The 25110-nt window shown below is 70.1% G+C and carries 16 protein-coding genes, 1 tRNA gene and 3 pseudogenes; 2 read left to right on the top strand and 18 right to left on the bottom strand.

Features of this window, described 5'->3' with window-relative positions; genetic code table 11:
• Positions 1-10 precede the first annotated feature (10 nt).
• Positions 11-1405 (top strand): hypothetical protein, encoded by a 1395-nt coding sequence (locus ACFVUT_RS14665; protein ID WP_389648320.1) that lies wholly within the window; start codon positions 11-13, stop codon positions 1403-1405.
• Between the two features lie 249 nt (positions 1406-1654).
• On the opposite strand, the gene ACFVUT_RS14660 is transcribed toward ACFVUT_RS14665, so the two are convergent.
• From ACFVUT_RS14660 to ACFVUT_RS14590, 15 genes and pseudogenes are all read right to left on the bottom strand, one after another.
• Entirely contained in the window at positions 1655-1876 is a 222-nt protein-coding gene (locus ACFVUT_RS14660; RefSeq protein WP_389648317.1) for a hypothetical protein, read from the bottom strand.
• Positions 1773-2300 carry a hypothetical protein gene (locus ACFVUT_RS14655; protein WP_389648618.1) on the bottom strand — a complete coding sequence of 176 codons (528 nt, stop codon included), beginning with the start codon at positions 2298-2300 and terminating at the stop codon, positions 1773-1775. Before ACFVUT_RS14655 ends, ACFVUT_RS14660 begins: the two co-directional genes overlap by 104 nt.
• A gap of 357 nt (positions 2301-2657) precedes the next feature.
• Positions 2658-3128: pseudogene (locus ACFVUT_RS14650) on the bottom strand (hypothetical protein); the annotation flags it as partial.
• Positions 3062-3202 (bottom strand): annotated as a pseudogene (locus tag ACFVUT_RS14645) (PQQ-binding-like beta-propeller repeat protein); the annotation flags it as partial. The pseudogenes ACFVUT_RS14645 and ACFVUT_RS14650, both read right to left, overlap by 67 nt.
• A 155-nt stretch (positions 3203-3357) precedes the next feature.
• Positions 3358-3431 (bottom strand) — tRNA-Thr (locus ACFVUT_RS14640).
• 118 nt (positions 3432-3549) lie between these two features.
• The gene (locus ACFVUT_RS14635) at positions 3550-5076 is read right to left on the bottom strand and encodes an alpha/beta hydrolase (RefSeq protein ID WP_389648314.1); all 1527 of its coding nucleotides are present in this window, start codon (positions 5074-5076) and stop codon (positions 3550-3552) included.
• Between the two features lie 134 nt (positions 5077-5210).
• Positions 5211-6416 carry a DNA polymerase III subunit delta' gene (locus ACFVUT_RS14630; protein WP_389648311.1) on the bottom strand — a complete coding sequence of 402 codons (1206 nt, stop codon included), beginning with the start codon at positions 6414-6416 and terminating at the stop codon, positions 5211-5213.
• Between the two features lie 403 nt (positions 6417-6819).
• Entirely contained in the window at positions 6820-10071 is a 3252-nt protein-coding gene (tmk, locus tag ACFVUT_RS14625; RefSeq protein WP_389648308.1) for a dTMP kinase, read from the bottom strand.
• A 417-nt stretch (positions 10072-10488) separates the two neighbouring features.
• Positions 10489-13350: a type I DNA topoisomerase gene (gene topA, locus ACFVUT_RS14620; protein WP_389648305.1), complete on the bottom strand. Its 2862-nt coding sequence runs from the start codon at positions 13348-13350 to the stop codon at positions 10489-10491.
• Positions 13351-13681: 331 nt separating this feature from the next.
• Positions 13682-13879, bottom strand: a complete 198-nt coding sequence (locus tag ACFVUT_RS14615) for a hypothetical protein (protein ID WP_389648302.1) — start codon at positions 13877-13879, stop codon at positions 13682-13684.
• 571 nt (positions 13880-14450) lie between these two features.
• Positions 14451-15965 carry a methyltransferase gene (locus ACFVUT_RS14610; RefSeq protein WP_389648299.1) on the bottom strand — a complete coding sequence of 505 codons (1515 nt, stop codon included), beginning with the start codon at positions 15963-15965 and terminating at the stop codon, positions 14451-14453.
• A 183-nt stretch (positions 15966-16148) separates the two neighbouring features.
• A complete protein-coding gene (locus ACFVUT_RS14605) occupies positions 16149-16766 on the bottom strand; it encodes a small secreted protein (RefSeq protein WP_389648296.1) in 618 nt (205 codons plus the stop codon).
• A 328-nt stretch (positions 16767-17094) separates the two neighbouring features.
• Complete coding sequence (locus ACFVUT_RS14600; RefSeq protein WP_389648293.1) at positions 17095-19539, bottom strand: sodium-translocating pyrophosphatase; 2445 nt, start codon at positions 19537-19539, stop codon at positions 17095-17097.
• A 425-nt stretch (positions 19540-19964) separates the two neighbouring features.
• Positions 19965-20438, bottom strand: coding sequence for an ATP-binding protein (locus ACFVUT_RS14595; RefSeq protein WP_389648290.1), 474 nt, complete (start codon positions 20436-20438; stop codon positions 19965-19967).
• Positions 20439-21038: 600 nt separating this feature from the next.
• Positions 21039-21392: an STAS domain-containing protein gene (locus ACFVUT_RS14590; RefSeq protein ID WP_003967428.1), complete on the bottom strand. Its 354-nt coding sequence runs from the start codon at positions 21390-21392 to the stop codon at positions 21039-21041.
• Positions 21393-21470: 78 nt separating this feature from the next.
• Between ACFVUT_RS14590 and ACFVUT_RS14585 the strand changes: the two genes are divergently transcribed.
• Positions 21471-24017, top strand: coding sequence for a DEAD/DEAH box helicase (locus tag ACFVUT_RS14585; RefSeq protein ID WP_389648287.1), 2547 nt, complete (start codon positions 21471-21473; stop codon positions 24015-24017).
• 70 nt (positions 24018-24087) lie between these two features.
• Here the strand turns inward: ACFVUT_RS14585 and ACFVUT_RS14580 are convergent.
• The 3 genes and pseudogenes from ACFVUT_RS14580 to ACFVUT_RS14570 all read right to left on the bottom strand — a co-directional run.
• Positions 24088-24279 (bottom strand): annotated as a pseudogene (locus ACFVUT_RS14580) (Rv3654c family TadE-like protein); the annotation flags it as partial.
• A gap of 179 nt (positions 24280-24458) precedes the next feature.
• The gene (locus tag ACFVUT_RS14575; protein ID WP_389648284.1) at positions 24459-24857 is read right to left on the bottom strand and encodes a TadE family type IV pilus minor pilin; all 399 of its coding nucleotides are present in this window, start codon (positions 24855-24857) and stop codon (positions 24459-24461) included.
• Complete coding sequence (locus ACFVUT_RS14570) at positions 24844-25044, bottom strand: DUF4244 domain-containing protein (RefSeq protein ID WP_389648281.1); 201 nt, start codon at positions 25042-25044, stop codon at positions 24844-24846. The genes ACFVUT_RS14575 and ACFVUT_RS14570 overlap by 14 nt, the downstream gene beginning before the upstream one ends.
• Positions 25045-25110: the final 66 nt, after the last annotated feature.

Here is a 25110-nt window from a genome sequence, read left to right as displayed (position 1 = left end):
GCTGGGCCGCTTGCTGACAGACTTGAACTGCGGCCGCAGCTGCCTGTGGCTACTACCACGGAAGCTGCTGGAGGGCCCCGACTGCCCGGCGGAGCGGCTTTTCGACGAATTGCTGCACGAGCTCGCCGACTTCGTGCTGCTGCCGCCGGACGACCCTACCGCGCCGCTGGCTTTCCGGCCCCTGTTACCGGCCCAGCCCCCAGCCCCCACGCGGTGGTCCGGCCTGGCCCCGGTCCTCGACTACGACGACGGTTTGTCGGACTTCTTCTCCGGCACCGTCCCTTCGCCAGCCGAACCGGAGCCCCCGCCCCCTCCCACCCCCGCCGAGGCGCTGGCCTGCCTGCTGGAGCGGCTCGCCAAGGAGCTGGACTCCACCGACCAAACAGAGCCGACCGGCCACGACACTGCTGGCGATGTGCTCGCCCGCCTCACTGGTGGCCGGAGCAGCCCCGTCGAGACGAGGCCCGTGGTCGTGCGGGCCTGGCGCGAACCGGTGCCGTCCGCCGCCACCCACCTACTGCGCCGCCTGGTGGCGACCGGCAAAGAGGCCGGACTCCCGCCCCTGCGGCGGCCGCGTGTCCTGGTCGTAGCGTCCACCGCGGACTTGCCAACGGGGCTACCCGGCCAGTTGGCACGCGAGGACATCGCGGTCCACTGGTGGTGGGGAGCCACAGGGCGCCTGGACACCGCCACGATCGTGGCTCTGGCCCGCCCACCGGTGAATTCCGCGGTGGACCGCCATCACCTGCAGGAATCCGTCACCCAGGCCACCATTACAGAGATCTGTGGCCCGTTCCTCGACGTGGCAGCCGCCCTGGCAGCCCGCTGGAAGGACGGCCGCTTGGAATCGCTGTCGGCCGCGCTCCACGACGTCCTATCGGTGTTCCCTGTACCGGCGGAGGCCATCCCCCCGCGACGGGCCGAAGGAACCCGGATTCCAGGGCAGCGCCCCAACGAAAGCCTTCTCTCCGCCTGGAACGCGGTCGCCGTCGACAGCTGGGACGGTAGGCTCCGCCACCACCCACGCCAGGATCTCGACCACGCACATGTGGTGGCCGCCAGGGTTTGGTTGGCTCAGAACCACGTTCTGCTCCCGCTGCTGGACGACGCCCGGGAACGCTTCGCCGCCATAGTCCGACTACGGGCCCGTGTACCGCTGCCGCGGCTCGCTGAGGAGTACGGCCCCCGACGCGACCCCGACGCCGCCCCTGAGCCTCCCGGCGACCTCGTTGACACCCTGGAGCTCGGCGCCATGTGGGGCGCTTACCGCGACGGCGCCATCGCCCTTACCCCCAGGGAACGCCATCGTCTTCGCACCCTGCGCGACGCCCGCAACCTGCTCGCCCACCGCACCCCGCTCGACGGCGACAATTTGCACCGCCTAATCAAGGAACTGTGCCGCTGACAGTCAGAAGTCAGCCCGCGCCGCCACCGGACCAGACGGCCTTGGAAACCGCTGTAACGACGCTTGCTCCGCGTCCCGACACGGGCGGCCCATGTCTCCGGATGAACGCCGGTCGGCAGACCAGAGGAGCGGTCTGGTACGTTTCCGCCCCCGTTCATCATGTCGCGCACGGAGCGAGGACGAGCTGATCCGGGAGTCGGCTCCTGACGTTGGTCAAAGTGCGAAGGGCATCTCTCAGCGGCTGGACTCTCACTGATCACGCTGGGCATAGACCACCCGACGTCGTAGTGTCTTTAGGGATACTTCGTCGCCATGGACCGAGTCTGTCGTACGCCAGACGTCCCACCCATCGGTAGACAAGGTGGACTCAGGGGTATTGCGGCCTCTGACATGGAGCTTGACCGCTCGTCCGGCAGCCGAGAGCGAGGGGTAGGCCTTTTCCTGGTAGCGGATCTGGCCAGAGGCCAACACGGTTGCGGTGTGCCGTTGCCCCGCCGTTGCCCCATACGCACCATTCCGCCCCGTTGGTCAGCGCAACCCAGTCCACACCCGCGACTGCTGCGTAGCTGATCGTCTGGTTTGCCCAGCGCGGGTCGTCGAGGTTCTCCCCGACCGCCTCCGCTTCGATGAACAGCCGGGGCATGCGCATAAGGATCAGTGCGTAGTCGATGGGGCTGTCGGTGGTCCGCCGTCGGTACTCGCGGTGCACTTCCTCGGGGTCCAGCACGTCCCAACCCAGGGCGGCGATCACTGGCTCAATGAGGCCGGCTTTCGTGTTCTGCTCGCCCACCCTGCGTTCGAGGCTGCGGTAATGGCCCAGCCGATCAACGCACTGCTTCAGTGTGTCCAATAGGTCGTCCGCGCGCTGCTCCCCGCCCTCACGCCCATGCGGCACCTTTGGCAGCCTAGTGCTGTGACCGACAAGGTTCACAGGGTTGGCGTCGCCACCCGGCCCAATTCGGCGCGGCAGTGCGCGACCTGGACACGGCAGGAGCGCGCCTTTTCGCTGGTGGGCCCGGCGGTGCGGGGGAAAGCGTCGACGAGCGCGTCGAACTCGGGCAGAGCCCGGCGGTTTTCGCCGCCCCGGAAGCGAACCGCGGCCCGGTCCATGCGCTGGTCGAGGAGCTCGCCGTTGTCGGAGCCGAGCGCCAGGGCGGTCAGCTCGACAACGTCGCTTCAGCTCCGCTGGGAGCGTGCGCTCGCCGCTGCCAATCACAGGGAGCATGCCGATGCCGCGCACGGCCTCTGGTAGTCAAGACAGTTGCTTGCCGTGGAAGAACAGCGCGGCCTCGACCTCGTCCGGCAGGACGCCCCATCTCCGCGCAAGGCCGTGTACTCCCTCCAGGTACCGCCTGTACTGATCAGTGGTTCAGCCGTTCTCCGGCCAGTCGGCGTTGACCGTTTTCAGGTCTTTGAGAGCTTGCGAGACGACGCTGTCCAGGATGACCGGCCGATAGGGCCCGGCGGGGCTCTCGTGCCCAGCGAAGTACAGGACCTTGGTGAAGAACGCCGCCCCCAGGTAGGGGATGTGCTGGTCATTGTTCAAGGCCCGGTACGCTTCCGTAGCTCCTCGCTCTCGGAGCGCCTCGAGTGCCACGTCGAGTCGCGCGTCGATGTCAGTACCTGGAGAGTGGCGAAAGATTTGCGCGCGCCTGTCTACTGACCGGGCCTTGGTGCCCGTGCCCCAAACCAGCGCCGCGACGAGCAGGTGCCGACGCCGTCGTTGCTGCCGACGTAAACAGTGCCGTCGACAACCGCAGGCGGCAAGTCGACGGCAGCGGCAGTCATGCGGGTCCACCGCTCGGTGCCGGAACCCGAGACCTACGCATTACGTGCACGGGCCCCCACACGCCTGATTCGGAGCCGAATCAGGCGTGTGGTGTAGACCACGAACTGATCGAGGAAAAGCAAAAGCCCCAGGTCACGGCGAGTGAGTCCTGAGGCTTCCACAGAGCCGCCTTCGGGATTCGAACCCGAGACCTACGCATTACGAGTGCGTTGCTCTGGCCAACTGAGCTAAGGCGGCACACCCTGTCGCACTATGGTGCGATCAGCAGCGTCGCCAAGTCTACACAGTTTCCGGGGGTGCTCCGCACCAACCCGGTTCCGGGACGTTTTTCCAGGTCAGCGGCAGGGCGGAGGGATCAGGAGCACGTCGTGCCGTCGGCCGGAGGGGTGCCCTCCAGGAGGTAGGTGTTGATTGCCGTGTCGATGCAGTCGCTGCCGCGGCCGTACGCCGTGTGGCCGTCGCCCCGGTAGGTGAGGAGAGTGCCGGAGGAGAGCTGGCCGGCCAGGGACTCGGCCCACTTGTACGGGGTGGCCGGGTCGCGGGTGGTGCCGACCACGAGGATCGGGTCGGCACCCTTGGCCTCGATGCGATGGGGGGTGCCGGTGGGGCGGACCGGCCAGTCGGCGCAGTTCAGAGCGGACCAGGTGAAGGTCCTGCCGAAGACCGGGGACGCCTTCTCGAAGCGGGGAAGCGCCCGGGCGGCGGCATCGGCGTCCGCGAGGGCGGGCGGCGCGTCCAGGCAGTTCACGGCGGTGTTGGCGAACATCAGGTTCGCGTACGTGCCGTTCGGCTCGCGTTCGTAGTAGCTGTCCGACAGGGACAGCAGGCCGGAGCCGTCGTCCTTCCCGGCGGCCGTGAGGGCGTCGCGGAGTTGGGGCCAGGTCGACTCGTCGTACATGGCGGCGATGACGCCCGTGGTGGCGAGGGACTCGGTGAGCTTGCGGGACGCACCGGTGGGGATCGGTTTGGCGTCGAGGCGCGCGAAGAGCTGCTTCAGGCGGGCGCCCGCGTCGGCGGTGGAGGTGGTGCCGAGCGGGCAGTCCGCCTTCTTCACGCAGTCGGCGGCGAAGGACTGGAACGCCGTGTCGAAACCGGCGGTCTGGTCACGGTTCATCTCGATGGAGGGCAACGACGGGTCCATCGCCCCGTCCAGGACCAGGCGGCCCACCCGGGCGGGGAAGAGCTCCGCGTACGTCGCGCCGAGGAAGGTGCCGTAGGACGCCCCGACGTAGTGCAGCTTCTCGTCGCCGAGCAGGGAACGCAGCATGTCCATGTCGCGGGCCGTCTCGACGGTGGACACATGCGGAAGGATTGTGCCCGAGCGCCGCTCGCAGCCGTTCGCGAACTCCTTGTAGGCGTTGCTCAGTTTGTCGACCTCTGCGGCGTCGTCCGGGGTCTGGTCGACCTGGGTGTAGGCGTCCATCTGCGGACCGGTGAGGCATTCGACGGGCTCACTGCGGGCCACCCCGCGCGGGTCGATGGCGACCATGTCGTAACGGGCCCGGACCTGGGCGGGGTAGCCGATGCCCGCGTAGCTCTGGAGATAGCCGATGGCCGAACCACCGGGGCCGCCCGGATTCACCAGGAGGGAGCCGATCCGCTTGCCCGGTCCGGCCGCCTTGGCGCGGGAGACGGCCAGCTTGATGTCGCCGCCGTCCGGCTTCGCGTAGTCCAAGGGCGCCTTCATCGTCGCGCACTGGAACCCTTCGACGCCGCAGTCACGCCAGTTCAGCTGTTGTGTGTAGTACGGCGTGAGCGAGGCGGGGGCGGTTGGAGCGGACGGCGAGGCGTTCGTCGAACTGCCGCTGCTGCAACCGGAAACGAGGAGGCCGGCAGTGCCGAGTGCGGTGGCGAGGATGCGGAGCGGGCGCCTGGTGTCCATCCCCGGAGCGTAGCCGCCGCGTGACGACTCGCCCGCTTCTCCGCCCGTACGGGTGAAATGCAGCGATAAGCAGTCATTGAGCAGCGGCGGCGGTAACGAACGGAGCCGACCGGCAAGCGACGGTGACGAGCGGCTCAGCCGGCGCGCAGCGCCATCGTCATCGCCTCCACCGCGAGCAGCGGCGCCACATTGCGGTCCAGCGCGCGCCGGCAGGCGATCAGGGCCTCTATCCGGCGCAGGGTGCGCTCGGGCGTGGAGGAGTGGGCGATGCGGTCGAGGGCGTCCTGCGCGTCCGTGTTGGCGATGGCGATGCGCGAACCCAGTTGGATGGCGAGCACGTCGCGGTAGAAGCCGGTCAGATCGGTGAGCGCCAGATCGAGGCTGTCGCGCTGGGTACGGGTTCTGCGGCGCTTCTGTCTGTCCTCCAGCTCCTTGATCACCCCTGCCGTGCCACGCGGCATCCGCCCCCCGCCGACGGCACCGAGGGCGGTCTTCATCTCTTCCGTCTCCTTGGTGTCGACCTCCTCCGACATCTGCTTGGCGTCATCGGTGGCGGTGTCGATCAGCTCCTGGGCGGCCTTGAGGCAGCCTCCGATGTCCTCGACGCGCAGCGGGAGTTTGAGCACGGCGGCACGGCGCGAGCGGGCGTTCTCGTCGGTGGCGAGGCGGCGGGCCCTGTCGATGTGGCCCTGGGTGGCGCGGGCGGCGGATGCGGCCCGCTCCGGATCGATGCCGTCGCGCCGGATCAGGACGTCGGCGACCGCGTCGACCGGAGGCGTGCGCAGCGTGAGATGACGGCAGCGGGAACGGATGGTGGGCAGCACGTCCTCCAGGGAGGGTGCGCAGAGCAGCCATACGGTGCGCGGCGCGGGCTCCTCGACCGCCTTCAGCAGAACGTTCCCCGCGCCTTCGGTGAGCCGGTCGGCGTCCTCCAGGACGATGACCTGCCAGCGGCCGACAGCCGGGGAGAGCTGGGCACGGCGGACCAGCTCGCGGGTCTCCTTCACACCGATGGACAGCAGATCCGTACGGACCACCTCGACATCGGCGTGGGTGCCGATGAGGCTGGTGTGGCAGCCGTCGCAGAAACCGCAGCCCGGTGCTCCGCCCAGGGCGCGATCGGGGCTGGTGCACTGGAGGGCCGCGGCGAAGGCGCGGGCGGCGGTGGAACGCCCGGAGCCCGGCGGTCCGGTGAACAGCCAGGCGTGGGTCATCTTCGACCCCGAGGGCACCGGCGCCCCCTCGGACTGGGCGGTGACCAGCGCGTCGGCGTCCCGGGCGGCGGCGCCGAGCTGTCGCTGCACCCGGTCCTGACCCACCAGGTCGTCCCATACGGTCATGAGTCACCGCCCTTCCTGTGGTGTGCGGCCGCGTGGCTGCCGTGCGATGCGGCCCTGTCGTGCGATGCGGCCACGCGGCTGTGATGTTCCTGCTTGTCGATCCGGCTTTCCCGATCGACTCCCGCTCTTCCGGCTTCCACTGTTCCGAGTCCGATTGTTCCGAGTCCCATTGTGGGGGACGGGTCTGACAAGCCCGGCAGCCCGGCAGTAGAGCGGTACGACAGCCCGCCGGCACCACGAGCCCGGTTGGTCCGGCAGTCCGGCTGCACAGCGGCCCGGCTGCACAGCGGCCCGGCTGCACAGCGGCCCGGCTGCACAGCGGCCCGGCTGCACAGCGGCCCGGCTGCCGGGCGGGCCCGCCCGGCAGCCGTCACGCGTCAGCACTGCGGGTCAGCAGCACGGGTCAGCGCCGCGGGCGGCGTCCCCGGCCCGAGGGGCCCGAGTCCTCGTCGTCGTGGTGATCGCCCAGCAGTTCGTCCGCCAGTGTCGGCAGATCGTCCAACGGGGTCTCCTCCGCCCAGTCGGGACGAGGGCGCCGGGGCCGACGCTGCTGCTCCGCCTGCCCCCTGCTGTCCTGGTGACCCTGGGCCGGGGGGACCGCGTGCGGGTCGCCGAGATGCGGAAGCTCACGCGTGCGCTCGTTCTCGCGCTCCTGGGCGGAGTCCGCCGGGCGCTCGTCCCGGAAGATGCCCCGCGGAACCCGGTCCGCCGGATCGGCGTCCCGAACATGCCGGGCAGCCCCCGCGTCCCGGGCATCCCGGGCGTCGTGCACGTCCCGTACCGGAGGGAGCACCGCCGTCTCATCGGCGGCCCCCGCAGCTCCAGGGTGCCCGGACCAGTCGGCGGACCCGTCGGAGGACCGGTCCGTGGATCCGTCGGAGAACCTGTCGGAGGGCCGGTCGTGGATCTTCGGGATCATCGCCGTCTCGGCGTCGTCGGAGGGCGTGGGCGGGTTGCCCGGCGACGGGACCGGCTGCGTCACGTCATTCGGGCTGACGATCGGTGTCGGCACCGTGATCTCGTTGTCCGGCACGGACGCCGCCGCAGCCGCCTCCGCCCGGGCCGCCTCCGCTGCGGCAGCCGCCTCGGCCTCGGCCTGTCGGCGGGCCTCCTCGGCCCGCAGCAGCGCCTCTTCAGCCTTGCGCTGCTTGTCCAGCCGCCGCGCCTCGGCCTCCTTGCGCAGTCGGGCCTCTTCCTCGGCCTGCCTGCGCAGCCGGGCCTGCTCGGCCTCGCGGGCCGCTTCCTCCGCCGCCAGCCTGGCCCGCTCCTCCTCGGCCAGACGCCGGGCCTCCTCGGCCCGCTGCCGGGCTTCCTCGGCCTGGCGTTCCGCCTCGCGCCGACGTGCCTCCTCCAGTTCGCGGCGCTTGCGCTCCTCCTCCTCGGCGCGGAGCTTGGCGAGCTGTTCCTGCCGCTCACGCTCCAGCCGCTCCTCCTCGGCCTTGCGCGCCGCCTCTTCCTCCGCCTTGCGCCTGGCCTCCTCCTCGGCGGCCTTGCGCGCCGCCTCCTGGGCCTTGATCTCGGCTTCGGAGAGCGGAAGGAGCCGGTCGAGCCGATGGCGTACGACCGTGGTGATCGCTTCCGGTTCCTGGCCCGCGTCCACCACCAGGTAGCGGGTCGGGTCGGCCGCGGCCAGCGTCAGGAACCCGGACCGCACCCGGGCGTGGAACTCGGGAGGCTCGGACTCCAGCCGGTCGGGCGCCTCGGTGAAGCGTTCCCGCGCGGTCTCCGGGTCGACGTCCAGCAGCACCGTCAGATGCGGTACGAGCCCGCTCGTCGCCCAGCGCGAGATCCGGGCGATCTCGGTCGGCGAGAGGTCACGGCCCGCGCCCTGGTAGGCGACGGACGAGTCGATGTAGCGGTCGGAGATGACGATCGCGCCACGCTCCAGCGCCGGGCGGACGACCGAGTCGACGTGCTCGGCGCGGTCGGCGGCGTACAGCAGCGCCTCGGCCCGGTTGGAGAGGCCGGCCGACGACACGTCGAGCAGGATCGAGCGCAGCCGCTTGCCGACCGGGGTCGCGCCCGGCTCGCGGGTGACGACGACCTCGTGGCCCTTGGCGCGGATCCACTCGGCGAGTGCCTCGACCTGGGTCGACTTGCCCGCGCCGTCGCCGCCCTCCAGGGCGAGGAAGAATCCGGTCGCGGCAGGGGCGACGGCCGGGTCACCGCCGCGCAGTGCCTCGCGCAGGTCGCGGCGCAGCGGCACTCCGGAACGGTCGTCCGTCTTCGCGAGGACGATCACGGCGACGGGCAGCAGCAGCGCGCCGATCAGCATCAGGGCGAAGGCCGCTCCGCCGTGGGCGAAGACGAAGTCGCCGGAGGCCAGCCGGTGCTTGCCGATCGCGGCGGCCAGCAGCGGGCCGCCGAGGGCCCCGACCGCGACGAGGACCCGCACGACGGCCTGGAGGTGTTCGGTGGTCCTGGCCCGCCGGGACTCCTCGGTCTCCTGGTCGACCAGGACATGGCCGGTGCCGGCGGCGACTCCCGCCGTGTATCCGGCGAGTACCGCGATCAGCACCACGGTTGCCGTGTCGGGCACGAGCCCCATGGCGAGGAGTGCGATGCCCGTGACGGCGACGGCCAGCGCGAACAGGCGGCGCCGGGACAGCGCGGGCAGCACCTTCCCCGCGGTACGGATGCCGACACACGCGGCGCCGGTCAGGCCGAGGATCAGCAGCGCGAAGGTGGCGGGCCCGCCACCCAGGTCCGCGGCGTGCAGTACGGCGACGGCGGCAGCCGCGGCGACGGCTCCGGCGATCGTGGCGCAGGCGCCGACGAGCAGCGGCACGGAACCGGTCCGGCCCTTGTCGGGTCCGCTGCCGGTCGACGGCCGGCGCAGCCCCTCCAGCGGCGAGCGCGGGCGGGGCGTCGGCGAACCGGGCAGTTCCAGGAAGTACAGGGTGGAGATCGAGGCCGAGAAGAGCCCGGCCGCGACGTACGAGCCGAGGGCCGCCTGGTGGAACGAGAACCACTCCAGGCCCGAGCCCAGCAGGTTGCCGATGAGCGTGGCGATCAGCAGGACGGCCGCGGCGGCCGGAATGGCGACGAAGTCGGTGCGGAGGGAGAGCCGGCGCAGGGCGTCGAGGTGGTCGGGCAGCGGGCGCACCGCGGCCCCCTCGGGGGGCGGGCCGGGCAGCAGGGCGGGGGCGGCGCCGTCCTTGGACACCGTCCACAGGCGTTCGGCCGCGCCGATGACGAAGACGGTGATGAGGATCATCATGAGCGCCTTGTCGGGCATCCAGTCGATCCACAGCGGCGCGACGACGAGCAGCGCGAGCCGCAGCCCGTCCGTCCCGATCATCAGCCACCGCCGGTCCAGCGGTCCGCCGGGCGCGGTGAGCGTCGTCAGCGGCCCCAGGAGTACGGCTCCGAAGAGGAGGGTGGCAAGGATCCGTGCACCGAACACCGCGGCGACGGCGAACGCCGCCCCTCGGTACCCGGCTCCGAATGAGCCCTCCAGGACCGCCGCTTGCAGCGACATCAGCACCAGCACGAGAAGGGCGAGTGCATCGCCGATACTGCCGACGAGCTGGGCGCTCCACAACCGCTTCAGCGGAGGGACACGCAACAGGGCTCGTACGGCGCGCTCGCGTGAGTCTGCGGCAAGTGCGTCGGAGGTGGGGCTCACGACCGTTGGCTGCTCGGCTCGCGTCATCAGCCCAGCCTATCCGGAGCGGTGGGGTGCCCGGGCGCCCCATCCGAACATATGGGCGCTCGGACCCACCGGCCTTCCGGCGGACCAGCGCCATGGCCACCCCTCCGGCGTTCGAAATGCTTCGGAACGCGAGGTCCGGATCGGGGCCGGATCGGGACCGGAACAGAGCCGGAGCAAGGCCGGAGCGGAAGCCGGAGCGGCGCCCCGGTCACCGGAAGGGACAGGCAGAAGAAACCGGCGGAGGCACCCACCCTCGCCGCATCCCTCATGTCTCATCCCGGATCCCGAATCCCGGATCCTTCGCGAGCCCGTTCTCAGAGGGCGGTTCGCGGGAACCGCCCTCTCAGACCCGCAGGAATGCGAGAGCCGGAGGGGCTGGACAACCCGGCCCCTCCGGCGATCGGACTGTTCGCAGGGTCAGTCCTCCACGGACGCCGTGGCGGTCTTCTTCGCCGCAGCCGTCTTCTTGGCGGTCGTCGTCTTCTTCGCAGTCGTCGTCTTCTTCGCCGCGGTCTTCTTGGCCGCCGCGGTGGTCTTCTTGGCGGCGGTCGTCTTCTTCACGGCCGCCTTCTTGGCCGGGGCCTTCTTCGCCGTCTTCTTCTTGGCAGGTCCCTTGGCACGCTTCTCGGCAAGCAGCTCGTAGCCGCGCTCCGGCGTGATGGCCTCGACGCTGTCGTCGGTGCGGAGCGTCGCGTTGGTCTCGCCATCGGTGACGTACGCGCCGAAGCGGCCGTCCTTGACCACGACCGGAGCTCCGCTGACCGGGTCGGTGCCCAGTTCCTTCAGCGGCGGCTTGGCGGCGGCACGGCCGCGCTGCTTGGGCTGCGCGTAGATCGCGAGGGCCTCTTCGAGCGTGATGTCGAAGAGCTGGTCCTCGGAGGTCAGCGAACGCGAGTCCGTGCCCTTCTTCAGATACGGGCCGTAGCGGCCGTTCTGTGCGGTGATCTCGACGCCGTCGGTGTCCTCACCGACCACACGCGGCAGCGACATCAGTTTGAGCGCGTCGGCCAGCGTCACCGTGTCCAGCGACATGGACTTGAAGAGCGAGGCGGTCCGCGGCTTCACCGCGTTCTTGCCGGTCTTCGGGGTGCCCTCGGGCAGCACCTCGGTGACGTACGGGCCGTAACGCCCGTCCTTGGCGATGATCTGGTGCCCGGTGATCGGGTCCGCACCGAGCTCGAAGTCACCGCTCGGCTTGGCCAGCAGCTCCTCCGCGTACTCGACGGACAGCTCGTCGGGCGCCAGGTCCTCCGGCACGTCGGCGCGCTGGTGGCCCTCGGAGTCCTTCTCGCCGCGCTCGATGTACGGACCGTACCGGCCGACCCGGAGCTTGATGTCGTTTCCGACCGGGAAGGAGGAGATCTCACGCGCGTCGATCGCGCCGAGGTCGGTGACAAGCTCCTTCAGGCCGCCGAGGTGGTCGCCGTCGCCGTTGCCCGCGTCGGAGGCCGCCCCCGCTCCGGCCGTGTCGCCGTCCCCCGCACCGAAGTAGAAGCGCTTCAGCCACGGCACGGACTGGGCCTCGCCGCGCGCGATGCGGTCGAGGTCGTCCTCCATCTTCGCGGTGAAGTCGTAGTCGACGAGCCGGCCGAAGTGCTTCTCCAGCAGGTTGACCACGGCGAAGGAGAGGAAGGACGGGACGAGCGCCGTGCCCTTCTTGAAGACGTAGCCGCGGTCCAGGATCGTGCCGATGATCGAGGCATACGTCGAGGGACGGCCGATCTCGCGCTCTTCGAGCTCCTTGACCAGCGAGGCCTCGGTGTAGCGGGCCGGCGGCTTGGTGGCGTGGCCGTCGGCGGAGATCTCCTCGGCGGACAGCGCGTCGCCCTCGGCGACCTGCGGGAGGCGCCGCTCACGGTCGTCGAGCTCGGCGTTCGGGTCGTCGGCACCCTCGACGTACGCCTTCATGAAGCCGTGGAAGGTGATCGTCTTACCGGACGCGGAGAACTCGGCGTCGCGGCCGTCGCTCGCCCGGCCGCCGATCTTGACGGTGACGGAGTTGCCGACCGCGTCCTTCATCTGGGAGGCGACCGTCCGCTTCCAGATCAGCTCGTAGAGCCGGAACTGATCACCGGTGAGGCCGGTCTCGGCAGGGGTACGGAAGCGGTCGCCGGAGGGGCGGATCGCCTCGTGCGCCTCCTGCGCGTTCTTGACCTTCCCGGCGTACGTGCGCGGCTTGTCCGGCAGGTAGTCGGCGCCGTACAACTGCGTGACCTGCGCCCTGGCCGCCGAGATCGCGGTGTCGGAGAGGGTCGTGGAGTCGGTACGCATGTAGGTGATGAAGCCGTTCTCATACAGCTTCTGCGCGACCTGCATGGTGGCCTTGGCCCCGAATCCCAGCTTCCGGCTCGCCTCCTGCTGGAGGGTGGTCGTGCGGAACGGGGCGTAGGGCGAACGACGGTACGGCTTCGACTCGACGGACCGTACGGCGAACGTGGCGTCGGCGAGCGCCGCGGCCAGCGCGCGGGCATTCGTCTCGTCCAGGTGCAGCACCTGGCCCGCGCCGGACTTCAGGCGGCCGTCCGGACCGAAGTCACGGCCCTGGGCGATGCGACGGCCGTCGACCGCGCTGAGCCGGGCGGCGAGGGTCGACGGGTCGGAGGCGTCACCGGTGCGGCCGGTGGCGAAGGTGCCGGTCAGATCCCAGTACTCGGCGGAACGGAAGGCGATCCGCTCGCGCTCCCGCTCGACGACGAGACGGGTCGCCACGGACTGGACGCGGCCGGCCGACAGACGCGGCATGACCTTCTTCCAGAGGACCGGCGAGACCTCGTAGCCGTAGAGACGGTCGAGGATGCGGCGGGTCTCCTGGGCGTCGACCATGCGCTGGTTGAGCTCGCGCGGGTTGGCGACGGCGGCCCGGATCGCGTCCTTGGTGATCTCGTGGAAGACCATCCGGTGGACCGGGACCTTGGGCTTCAGGACTTCCTGGAGGTGCCACGCGATGGCTTCGCCCTCGCGGTCCTCATCGGTGGCGAGGAAAAGCTCGTCGGACTCGGCGAGAAGCTGCTTGAGCTTTCTGACCTGCGCCTTCTTGTCCGCGTTGACGACGTAGACGGGCTGGAAGTCGTGCTCGACGTCGACGCCGAGCCGACGGACCTCGCCGGTGTACTCGTCCGGGACCTCTGCGGCGCCGTTCGGCAGGTCGCGGATGTGCCCGACGCTCGCCTCGACGACGTATCCGGGGCCGAGGTAGCCCTTGATCGTCTTCGCCTTGGCAGGCGACTCGACGATGACGAGTCGGCGGCCGCCCTGTGCGGTCTCGCTGGTCGGGGACAACTTCGCTCTTCTCTCCGGTCGACGCTCTGTGGGGCATCCGGGCAGCGGGATGGCGCTGCCGACGGTGCTGTCGCTGCGGAGTGTGACGGTACAACCCGCCCCCGTGTCAAACGGCAAAAGCCCGCAACGGCCACTCGAACGGTAACCCGACTTCCGCCATTCCTGCCGCCCGGACCGGCCGGTCCGCCATGCGTACGGCTGCTGCCTGCGGGTTTCTGGTCGCCGTGGCAGCGCTACGGGCACCGGCGGTGGAGCGCGGGCGGTCCGGGCGTGTTCCCCGCCACTGGCCACCGCGTCCCGGGCTTCCGGGCCCGGTCCGGCAGGGAGTGGATCAGATGCGGGTGAAGCACCACACACCGAGGACGAGAAAAAGTACGCCGAACACAGTGGCGAGAGCGGCGGAGGCGACGGGGCTCACGCCGTGCGCCACCGGCGCACGATGCAGCACACGCGCCCCCGTCCACAGCAGCAGTGCGGCACCGAACAGCGCGAACGCCGTTCCGGCGAAGATCGCAGGTCCGCTCTCCATGTCCGTACGCCTCCCTGTCCCTGCGCGGCCGGGCTTTGTGCCGTCCGGTCAGGGGAGGGTGCCACCCCAGGGCGACATGAACACGAACCCGGAGTGAATGGCCGGATTCACACAGCCGGGAGGCACCGGATGTGTACCTCCGGGAGGCGTCGGCTTCACGCGCCCGGGAGGCAGGGGCCCGGGCCGCCGCGGGGCGGCACACGGCGGCACGGGGCGGCACAGGGCGGCACAGGGCGGCACAGGGCGGCAGCCAACCGGAATCCGCACCCACCTCGGCCGGCCGTCGGCGGAGCGGGAGAAGACGCTGATGGCAGGCCCCTCCCCTGACCTGCAGCAGGACGCGCCCGCACCGGACCGGAGCCCGCCGACGGAGGCGGAGGCAAAGCAGCACCGGCGACGCAGGCAGCGTCAGCCCCGCCCCTGGACCGGGCGAGGACCGGGACCACGGCCGGGATCCGGACCGGGACCAGGATCAGGAACCGAAGCCGGGGCCAGAAACCGAGGCCCGGACCGAAGCCGGGACCGGGAACCGAGGCCCGGGCCGGGACCGCGGCCGACTCGGGTGACGGCGTCAGTCCGTCGGTGGCACCGGCTCCAGGAACCCTTCCTCCACCAGCAGCCGGATCGCCTGCGGAGTGCGGTCGCGCAACTGCACCGGGTCCTCGTTCATCAACTGGGCGATCGCGTCCAGGATCCGGCCGGCCGGCAGCGTCCCGTCGCACACGCCCGCGAAGCCGGCGCCGACGGCGTCGACCTTCGTCGCCCGTCGCATGCCGCGGTTCTGACGCAGCACCACATGTTCGGGGTCCTCCGCGCCCGGCAGCCCGACCTGCTCCTGCACGACCTCGGCGGCGAGGGTGAAACGACCGGCCAGGAGCGCCGCGTCATCCTGCTCGCGCAGGTAGTCCTGACGGGCGAAATGCGCCTGGACAGCCGGTCCGAGCGGCTGCTCCACCGCGTGCGGCCACTCCTCGATCACGATGGACGGATTCCCGGCAGCAGCTGCGGCGGACTTCCGCAGGATGATCCATCCGAAGCCGACGGCCTTGGTCTTGCGAGCCTCGAACTCGTCCAGCCAGGCGTCGTATCGCGCGGCGTACTCGGCGGGGTCCGTACGGTGGTCGCCGCTGTCGCGCAGCCACAGCTCCGCGTACTGCGTGACGTCCTGGACGTCGCGCTGCACGATCCAGGCGTCGCAGCCGAACGGCACCCAGGAACTCAGCCGGTTCTGCCACTCCTCGCCCTCGACGTGCTGCCAGTTGGCGAGGAAGTGGGCATATCCGCCGTCGTTCAACCGGTCGCCCGACTGCTGCACCAGGGTCCGGCACAGGTCGTCGCCGCCCATCCCGCCGTCGCGGTAGGTGAGACGGGCGCCGGGCGAGATGACGAACGGCGGGTTCGAGACGATCAGGTCGTACGTCTCGGTGCCGACCGGCTCGTACAGGGAGCCCCGCCGCAGCTCGGCCGCGGGGGCACCGGACAGGGCGAGCGTCAGCCGCGTGAAGTCCAGGGCACGCGGGTTGAGGTCGGTTGCCGTGACCCGGGTGGCGTGCAGCGAGGCATGCAGCGCCTGGATGCCGGAGCCCGTACCGACATCGAGCGCGGAGGCGACAGGCGTACGGACGGTGATCCCGGCGAGCGTGGTGGACGCGCCGCCGACCCCGAGGACCACGCCCTCCTCACGCGAGCCGATGCCGCCCGCGCCACCGACCGCACAGCCCAGGTCGGAGACGATGTACCAGTCCTGCCCCTCGGGCCCGCCGTACGGACGTACGTCGACCGTGGCCCGCACCTCGTCGCCGGTGCGGATCACCCAGCCGTCCTCGACGCACTCGGCCAACGGGAGCGCGGCACGGGCCCGCTCGTACGGAACGGGGTGCTGCAGCAGAAAGAGCCGCACCAGCGTTTCGAGCGGGGTGTCCCCCCGGGTGGCGCGCAGCGCCGGAACCGTCTCGCTGCGGGCGAGCGCGGCGTAGGCGGGTGCACCGAGCAGATCGAGAAGCCCATCAGCGGTGAAGGCGGCGGCGAGCATGGCTGCGCGGAGTCGGGGCGAACGGTCGGGCGCGGGGAGACTGGTCGTACTCACCCGCCCATTGTGGCCGCTCCCACTGACAACGGCAGCGGCCCGGCGTCCACCAGGGCCGCCGGGCCGTCCGTAATACCACTGCTTCCGCCGCGTCGACGGTGCTCAGCCGCCCGCTCCGCAGCGTCCGCCCCTCCGCGCCACCACAGCTTCCGCCGTGCGGTCGGCACCCTGCCGCCCGCCCGGCTACGCCTTCTGGCTGGACGAGGCGGACGGGGAGGCAGGCTCTTCGGAAGCGGCATTCGGCGGCACCGAGCCCGTCGGCTTCTGGCAGCCCTTCTGCTTCGCCATCGCGGTGCCGACGTCGCCGGACTGGAGCTTCTTCAGCGCCTCGTCACCACTGCTGCTGATCTTGTTCAGTTCGTCCGCGATGCCCTTGAGGCCGTCGGCGAACTTCGCCTGATCCTTGGTCTCAAGGGCGTCGATCTTCTTCTGCAGGTTCGTGTACGCGACGGAGGAGGAGTTGAGCTCCTTCACGGCCTCCTTCTGCGTGGTCTCGCCGTCGTCGACGGGCGGCGGGCCCGCCGATTCGACGGCCGTGCCCAGCGCCTTGTACGCCTGGGAGATCTGCTGGAAGGCGGCCGAGTCGGTCTTCTGGACGTCGGCGGGCTTGCTGTTGTCGGCGGTCTGCTGCTGAATGGCGGCGTTGGCGTTCGCGATCTTCTGCAGTTGAGGCTGGACCTGGTCGCAGACCTTCTTGGCCCAGTCGTTCACCTTGGCGCTGTTGTCGTCGCTGCTGCAGCCGGACAGCGTCAGTACCAGTACCGCACCGCCGGACAGCGCGGCAGCAAGCTTCTTGTTCACCGAATCGGTCCCTTCCAAGACTCTCGGCCCCGGAACTTACACGTCGAGCGCCCTCCATCCGGATGCCGGGCATCCGATGCATTACCTTTTACAGCCATTTGCACCAAGGGAAATGAGGGAGATACCACTCACCCGCGCAGCCGCAAGCACACACGAACTCCTGCACGAGCAAGCCCACGGACGGGTGTCCCGACACGCATGCTCCGACCGGCGTACGCCCCCTCATCGCTGCGCATGCGACCGGGCGGACGACGCATCAGAGCGCGCCGCCCACCCGGTCATTGAGTCGAGGACGGCTACGCGCCGCCGCCCCGTTCCCCGCTCCGTCTCACGAAACAGCGGCCTGGTCGGACGACTTGGCCGGCCCCCCTCCGCCGCCGTCGGCCGAGTCCCCCTCGTCCCCCACGGCGATTCCGCGCCGTTTGGAGACGTAGACCGCGCCGATGATGACGATGACGGCGAGCGCCGCCACCACGGCCCGCACGCCCGCGCTCGCGTCCTGCCCGTAGCTGAACTGCACCACCGCCGGGGCGATGAGCAGCGCGACCAGGTTCATCACCTTGAGCAAGGGGTTGATCGCCGGTCCTGCCGTGTCCTTGAACGGGTCGCCGACCGTGTCCCCGATGACGGTCGCCGCATGGGCCTCACTGCCCTTGCCGCCGTGATGGCCGTCTTCGACAAGCTTCTTGGCGTTGTCCCACGCACCGCCGGAGTTGGCGAGGAAGACCGCCATCAGCGTGCCGGCACCGATGGCGCCCGCGAGATACGAACCGAGCGCGCCGACGCCGAACGTGAACCCGACGGCGATCGGCGCCAGGACCGCGAGCAGGCCGGGCGTGGCGAGTTCGCGCAAGGCGTCCTTGGTGCAGATGTCGACGACGCGCCCGTACTCCGGTTTCTCGCTGCGGTCCATGATCCCGGGATGCTCGCGGAACTGCCGCCGCACCTCGTAGACCACGGATCCGGCGGACCGGGACACCGCGTTGATCGCCAGCCCGGAGAAGAGGAAGACGACCGCGGCGCCGAGGATGAGGCCCACCAGGTTGTTGGGCTGCGAGATGTCGAGGCTGAGTGTCATCTCCCCGGCCTTGGCCCCCACGTCGTCGACCGCCGTGGCGATCGCGTCGCGGTACGAGCCGAAGAGCGCCGACGCCGCCAGGACGGCGGTGGCGATGGCGATGCCCTTGGTGATGGCCTTGGTGGTGTTGCCGACGGCGTCCAGGTCGGTGAGGACCTGCGCACCGGCGCCCGTGACGTCGCCGGACATCTCGGCGATGCCCTGCGCGTTGTCGGAGACCGGGCCGAAGGTGTCCATGGCGACGATGACACCGACGGTGGTGAGCAACCCGGTCCCTGCCAGGGCCACCGCGAAGAGCGCCAGCATGATCGACGTACCGCCGAGCAGGAACGCCCCGTAGACCGCGAGGCCGATCAACAGCGCCGCGTAGACGGCGGACTCCAGACCGATGGAGATACCGGCGAGCACCACCGTGGCCGGCCCGGTCAGTGAGGACTTGCCGATGTCGCGGACGGGACGCCGGGTGGTCTCGGTGAAGTAGCCGGTCAGCTGCTGGATCAGGGCGGCCAGAACGATGCCGATGGCGACGGCGACCAGGGCGAAGACCCGCGGATCCCCGCTGTGCGAGCGAATCGCGGCATCGGTGACACCATCCAGATCCGCGTAGGAGGACGGCAGGTAGACGAAGACCGCCACTGCCACCAGGACGAGCGAGATCACCGCGGAGAGGAAGAATCCGCGGTTGATGGCGGTCATCCCACTGCGGTCGGCACGCCGCGGGGCGACCGCGAAGATCCCGATCACCGCGGTGATCACGCCGATCGCCGGGACGATCAGCGGGAAGGCCAGCCCGGAGTCCCCGAAGGCGGCCTTGCCGAGGATGAGAGCGGCGACGAGCGTCACGGCGTACGACTCGAAGAGGTCCGCCGCCATGCCCGCGCAGTCGCCGACGTTGTCGCCCACGTTGTCGGCGATGGTGGCGGCGTTGCGCGGATCGTCCTCCGGGATGCCCTGTTCCACCTTGCCGACCAGGTCGGCGCCGACGTCCGCGGCCTTGGTGAAGATGCCGCCGCCGACCCTCATGAACATGGCGATCAATGCGGCGCCGAGACCGAAGCCCTCCAGCACCTTGGGTGCGTCGGCGGCATAGGCGAGGACGACACAGGAAGCGCCGAGCAGCCCGAGGCCCACGGTGATCATGCCGACCACGCCCCCGGTGCGGAAAGCGATCTTCATCGCTTTGTGCGAAACAGCGGTGAGATCTTTTTCCGGTTCACCTTCAGCGGGAGTCGCCTCACGCGCAGCAGCAGCCACACGGACATTACTGCGTACCGCGAGCCTCATCCCGATGTACCCGGTGGTCGCCGAGAAGAGCGCACCCACCAGGAAGAACAATGAACGGCCCGCACGCTGCGACCAGTTGTCGGCCGGAAGCAGCAGAAGCAGGAAGAAGACCACGACGGCAAAGATCCCGACAGTGCGCAACTGTCGGGCCAGATAGGCATTCGCGCCTTCCTGAACGGCCGCAGCGATCTCCTTCATTCGGCTGGTCCCCTCACCGGCCGCCAGCACCTGGCGCACCAGCAGTCGGGCGACAACCAGCGCGGCAACGGCGACAACCGCGACGACGACCACGATGACGCGATTGCTGTCGGTGAGTACCGCAGCCGCGAGGGATGCGGGCCGGCCGGAAGCTGCGGAAAATGCGGAATCTTGTGTCGGTCCTGCCAGTGGGATGTTGAAGAACTCCGCCATACGTCCTCCTTGACGCTCAGCGCTCAAGACGTGGACGGATTGTAGGGAGCGAGAGCCGATCAAAACAGTGCACGGTAAATGCAATTGACCTTCACGGGCGTATCGACAAATGATCGCGCCCGTGGATCGACTCGAATGCAGTAATGGGGCAGACACATTTTCCGTAGATCAATGATCACACAGAAATGAAAAAAGGCCCTGCTCAGCAGGGCCTCAAAAGGCGGATCAAGAAAATGGGCCGAGAGACGGACTCCGGGGGCGGGCTGCCGGCACAGAGCCCGGGAGAACCCTGGACGGCTCCGAGGACGGACCAAGGAAACCGAACCGACTCCGCGCACGGACTCGGGGAGCGAGCCGAGGGAGCCGGGACGGACGCACCGCCCGTGGCGCCTGCGGAGCCCGTGCCCCGCGGAGCCCACGGCGCCTCAGGGAAGCAGCGTCGCGGGCGTCTTCGGCCAGCTCATGCGGATCACTCCGCCGTTGATTCCCGATCTGACTTCCACATCGTCGACAAGGCCACTGATGACCGCGAGACCCATCTCGTCCTCGTCGTCGGCCTCGGTCTCGGATTCCGGTCCGTCGAGTCCCCTGCCGGGCGTGGCGCCGCCCGTCGCGGAGGCACGGTCGGGGGCGTGCTCGGCACCCGGTCCGGGCACCTCGTCGCCGACCTCGATGGAGAAGGACTTCTCCTCCTCGATCAGGACGACGGAGACAGGAGCGGTGATGCCATGGCTGCGGTGCAGCCCGACTGCGCGGCTGCAGGCTTCACCGACGGCGAGTCTGACCTCGTCGAGCACGGCTTCATCGACCCCTGCCCGGCGCGCCACGGCGGCTGCCACAAGGCGGGCCGTCCTGACATGTTCGGGCTGAGCGCTGAAGCGGAGTTCAACGGTGGTCATGCGATCCCCCTCAGACGTACGGGCATGCATCCCAGGGGCGCGGGCGGGCTGCCCGGCACCCTGCTCTTCTTCTGATCTTCATTCGACCCTGCTCCGGTCTTCATCTCGTCCCGTTCCGGTATTCATCCCGTCCCGTTCCGGTGTTCACCCGGCTGGCTGCCTTCAGGAGAACTGCCGAAGCCGCAGGGCCGGCCTTCCCGGTCTCCGGCCGCCTGCCCGCTGAGGGACGCTGCCGACTGGGCGACTGGGCTGCGTACCGACAGACGGCCCACTCTCGGGCGGCCCGGATCCGGATGCCGAACAACCGACCGGCCGACATTTACTGACCAGCAACCGACGAGCGGCCGACGGCTACGCGACCGGCCGCCACGCGACCGGCCGGACACCGACCAGTGGCCCAGCGCTCAGGGCACCGGTGCCCCGGCTCCCGAAACGCTGGCTCGCCGACCGTCCGACTGCCCGACGGACTACCGACCGGCCGGTTGCCTGACACGCTGCCGACCGGGCGATCACCCGGCATGGCAGCCCACTGCCACGCCGCCTGCGGCGCACCGGACACCGATCACGGCTACCGGTGCACCGGCCACGCCGGACCGGCCGTCAGTCGGTGGCCGCTACCGCCTCGTCGACCGTGGTGTGGATCGGGAACACCTTGGTCAGACCAGTGATCCGGAAGATCTTGAGAATGCGCTCCTGGTTGCACACCAGGCGCAATGAGCCCTCATGGGCCCGGACACGCTTCAGGCCGCCCACGAGCACGCCGAGGCCGGTGGAGTCGAGGAAGTCGACGCCTTCCATGTCGACAACCAGGTGGTAGCTGCCGTCATTCACCAACTCGACCAACTGCTCGCGCAGCTTGGGCGCGGTATACACATCAATCTCGCCACCGACCTCGACGACCGTACGGTCGCCACCAGGGCCGGACACATTGCGAGTCGACAAGGACAGGTCCACGGATCCTCCAGCACCTTGCTATCGAGCGGTCGCCCCTCGGTCTCCCCGGCGGAGCCAGGGGACGGATCGCCAGCCGCGATGGCATTCAATCACTTACCAGCAGCCATGCACGACGCCTTGGGACCATTGTCCGTCTCGCCAGTGACACACTCGGTGCCGATGGCCAAGAATCACCGCCCCAGTCGACCACCCGAGAACAGGGACTCCCGCCCCTCTCCCGCCGTGGTCCTCGACCGGCTCGCCGCTGCCGCGGGCCGGTCCGCGCGCATCACTCATACGGAGCACTTGCCCCCGCGTACCGGAACCCATGCCATCTGGCCCGATCGCATCCGGCCGGAAGTGATCGCGGCGATCCAGCAGGCCGGAATCGACCACCCGTGGGCGCACCAGGCCGCTGCCGCGGAGCACGCCCTGGACGGCGATTCCGTGGTCATCGCCACCGGCACCGCGTCCGGAAAGTCGCTCGCCTATCTCGCCCCGGTGCTCACCACCCTGCTCAACGGCTCCGAGGCCCCGAACGGCCGCGGCACGACCGCCCTGTACCTCGCCCCCACGAAGGCCCTGGCCGCCGATCAGAGGCGAGCGGTGAAGGAACTGGCGGCGCCGCTCGGCAATGCCGTCAGGCCGGCGGTCTACGACGGCGACACCCCGGTCGAGGAACGCGAGTGGGTACGCCAGTACGCCAACTACGTCCTGACCAACCCCGACATGCTGCACCGCGGGATACTTCCCTCCCATCCCCGCTGGTCCTCCTTCCTGCGTGCCCTGCGCTTCGTCGTCATCGACGAGTGCCACACCTACCGGGGCGTCTTCGGCTCCCACGTCGCCCAGGTGGTGCGCCGGCTACGCCGCCTGTGCGCCCGCTACGGCGCCGATCCGGTCTTCCTCCTCGCTTCGGCCACCGCGGCGGAGCCCGCCGTCGCGGCGGGCCGCCTCACCGGTCTCCGCGTCAAGGAGGTCGACGACGACGCCTCGCCCCGCGGCGAAATGGTCTTCGCACTGTGGGAGCCGCCGCTGACCGAGCTGCACGGTGAGAAGGGCGCACCCGTGCGCCGTACCGCCACGGCGGAGACCGCCGACCTCCTCACCGATCTGACCGTCCAGGGCATCCGCTCGGTCGCGTTCGTACGCTCCCGGCGCGGCGCCGAACTGATCTCCGTCATCGCCAAGGAACGCCTCGCCGAGGTGGACCGGTCCCTGCCGGCCCGGGTCGCCGCCTACCGCGGGGGTTACCTCCCCGAGGAGCGCCGCGCCCTGGAGCGCGCCCTGCACTCCGGCCAACTGCTCGGTCTGGCAGCCACCACCGCCCTCGAACTCGGCATCGATGTCTCGGGCCTGGATGCCGTCGTCATCGCGGGCTATCCCGGCACCAGGGCGTCGCTGTGGCAGCAGGCGGGCCGCGCCGGGCGCTCCGGCCAGGGCGCCCTGGCCATCCTGGTGGCCCGCGACGACCCGCTGGACACTTTCCTCGTCCACCACCCCGAGGCACTGTTCCAGCAGCCCGTGGAGTCGACCGTGCTCGACCCGGACAACCCGTACGTCCTCGCCCCACACCTGTGTGCCGCCGCTGCGGAGCTTCCGCTCACCCAGCCCGACCTGGAGCTCTTCGGACCGGCCGTGGCCGAGCTGCTGCCGCAGCTGGAGGCCGCGAAGCTGCTGCGCAGACGGGCGACGGGCTGGCACTGGACCCGCCGCGAGCGCGCCGCCGATCTCACCGACATCCGCGGTGAAGGCGGCCGTCCCGTCCAGATCGTCGAGGAGGGCACCGGCCGGCTGCTGGGCACCGTCGACGAATCGGCCGCGCACACCGCCGTCCACGAAGGTGCCGTCCACCTGCACCAGGGCCGCACCTATCTGGTCCGGAAGCTGGATCTGGAGGACTCGGTGGCCCTGGTCGAGGAGGCTGACCCGCCGTACTCGACGACCGCCCGCGACACCACCGCCATCGCCGTCCTGGAAACCGACACCGAGGTTCCGTGGGGTGACGGGCGGCTCTGCTACGGCTCCGTGGAAGTCACCAACCAGGTCGTCTCCTTCCTACGTCGCAAACTGATCACCGGCGAGGTCCTCGGCGAGACCAAGCTGGATCTGCCACCCCGCACCCTGCGCACACGGGCCGTGTGGTGGACGGTCACGCAGGACCAGCTCGACACCGCTCGGATCAACCCGGAGATCCTGGGGGGCGCCCTGCACGCCGCGGAGCACGCGTCGATCGGGATGCTGCCGCTCTTCGCCACCTGCGACCGATGGGACATCGGTGGCGTCTCCGTGCCCTTGCACCCGGACACCCTGCTGCCCACGGTCTTCGTGTACGACGGTCATCCAGGCGGTGCCGGATTCGCCGAGCGGGCCTTTCACACCGCCCGCACCTGGCTCACCTCGACCCGTCAGGCCATCGCGTCCTGCGAATGCGAGGCGGGCTGCCCGTCCTGCATCCAGTCCCCCAAGTGCGGCAACGGCAACGACCCACTGCACAAGCGGGGCGCCGTACGCCTCCTCGGCGAACTCCTCCGGGCCGCACCGCCGGACCCCGCGGAGCCGAGCTCGCCGGAACCTCCGGAAGCGACAGCTCCGGAGGTTCCGGAGAGCCGGGAGCAGCAGCCGGAGGGCCGGCCCGGGATCTGACCGCCGGTCCGTACGGCCCGAACCTCACCCGGGCCGTCACATCGGCGATCTCTCCACGCACCGTGCACCGCACCACCAACGCCCCCTGTGCCGTGGCCACCTCCTCGGCCGCTTCGCACGCCTTCTCGGGCCCGCGCAGAGCCCGGTCGGCCGCGGCCAGGGCCGCCAGGTCCGCCGCACCACCGGCCCGGTGCCGAACGACCACCACCTGTCCCAGCGCCAGTACGACCGCGAACACCGCGCACAACGTGGCCGTGGTCATCGCCACCCACACCGTCGCCAGGCCCGTGTCCCGGTCACGGCCTCGATTCCGACCGCTCTGCCTGCCCCTGTGCAGCCGCGCGAGCACAGTCGTCTCCAGCCGCGCGAGGACGATCGTCTCCAGCCACGCCTTCTCCAGCCGCGCAAGGATGGTCTTCCGGGCATTCCGCCTCCTCCCGGTCACGGCGACACCCCCACCGTGTCCTCGGCCAGTGCTGCCGCCTCCGCGTGGAGCGTCAGGGCCAGCGGGCCGAGTCCGGGTATCGGGGCCACCACCCGGACCCGCCACAGCGCCCCGGTCCGCTTCACCGCGACTTCGGCTCCGTCGGGTGCCGCCGAACGGGTGACCTCCGTCACCTGCGCCTCCGGTTCGGAGCGGGCCACCGCCCTCGCCCCGGCCCTGGCGGCGTCCACGCACCGGATCTGGGCGGAGGCGGCCATCAGCGCCCAGACCAGTGCCAGGGCGAACAGCGCCAGTACCGGAATCGCCACGGCCGCTTCCATCGTCACCGCACCCCGGTCGCCGACCCCGCCCACCGGCCCGGAACGGCCCCCGGCTCCGCCCCTAGAACTTCGCATCGAGCGCGTCCTTCAGCAGAGACTGAAGGGCGGACATGACCGGCTGGCTGGTGACCACCTTGTAGAGCACCGCTGCGAACGCACACGCCGCAATCGTCCCCACCGCGTATTCGGATGTCGTCATTCCGCTGTCCGTCCGGGCGCGGCGCATCATGCTCCGCATCCAGCCCTTGATTCGCTGCACCATTTCAACCCCCGCGAAATGCGTAATTCGGCATGAATGAACATTTGCCTTTACTTTTTGCACTTTTTA

Origin of the sequence: Streptomyces sp. NPDC058051, from assembly GCF_042885475.1 — a bacterium.
Lineage (GTDB): Bacteria > Actinomycetota > Actinomycetes > Streptomycetales > Streptomycetaceae > Streptomyces.
Note: the sequence above shows the minus strand (reverse complement) of the source record. Positions and strands in the feature narration are given on the sequence as shown.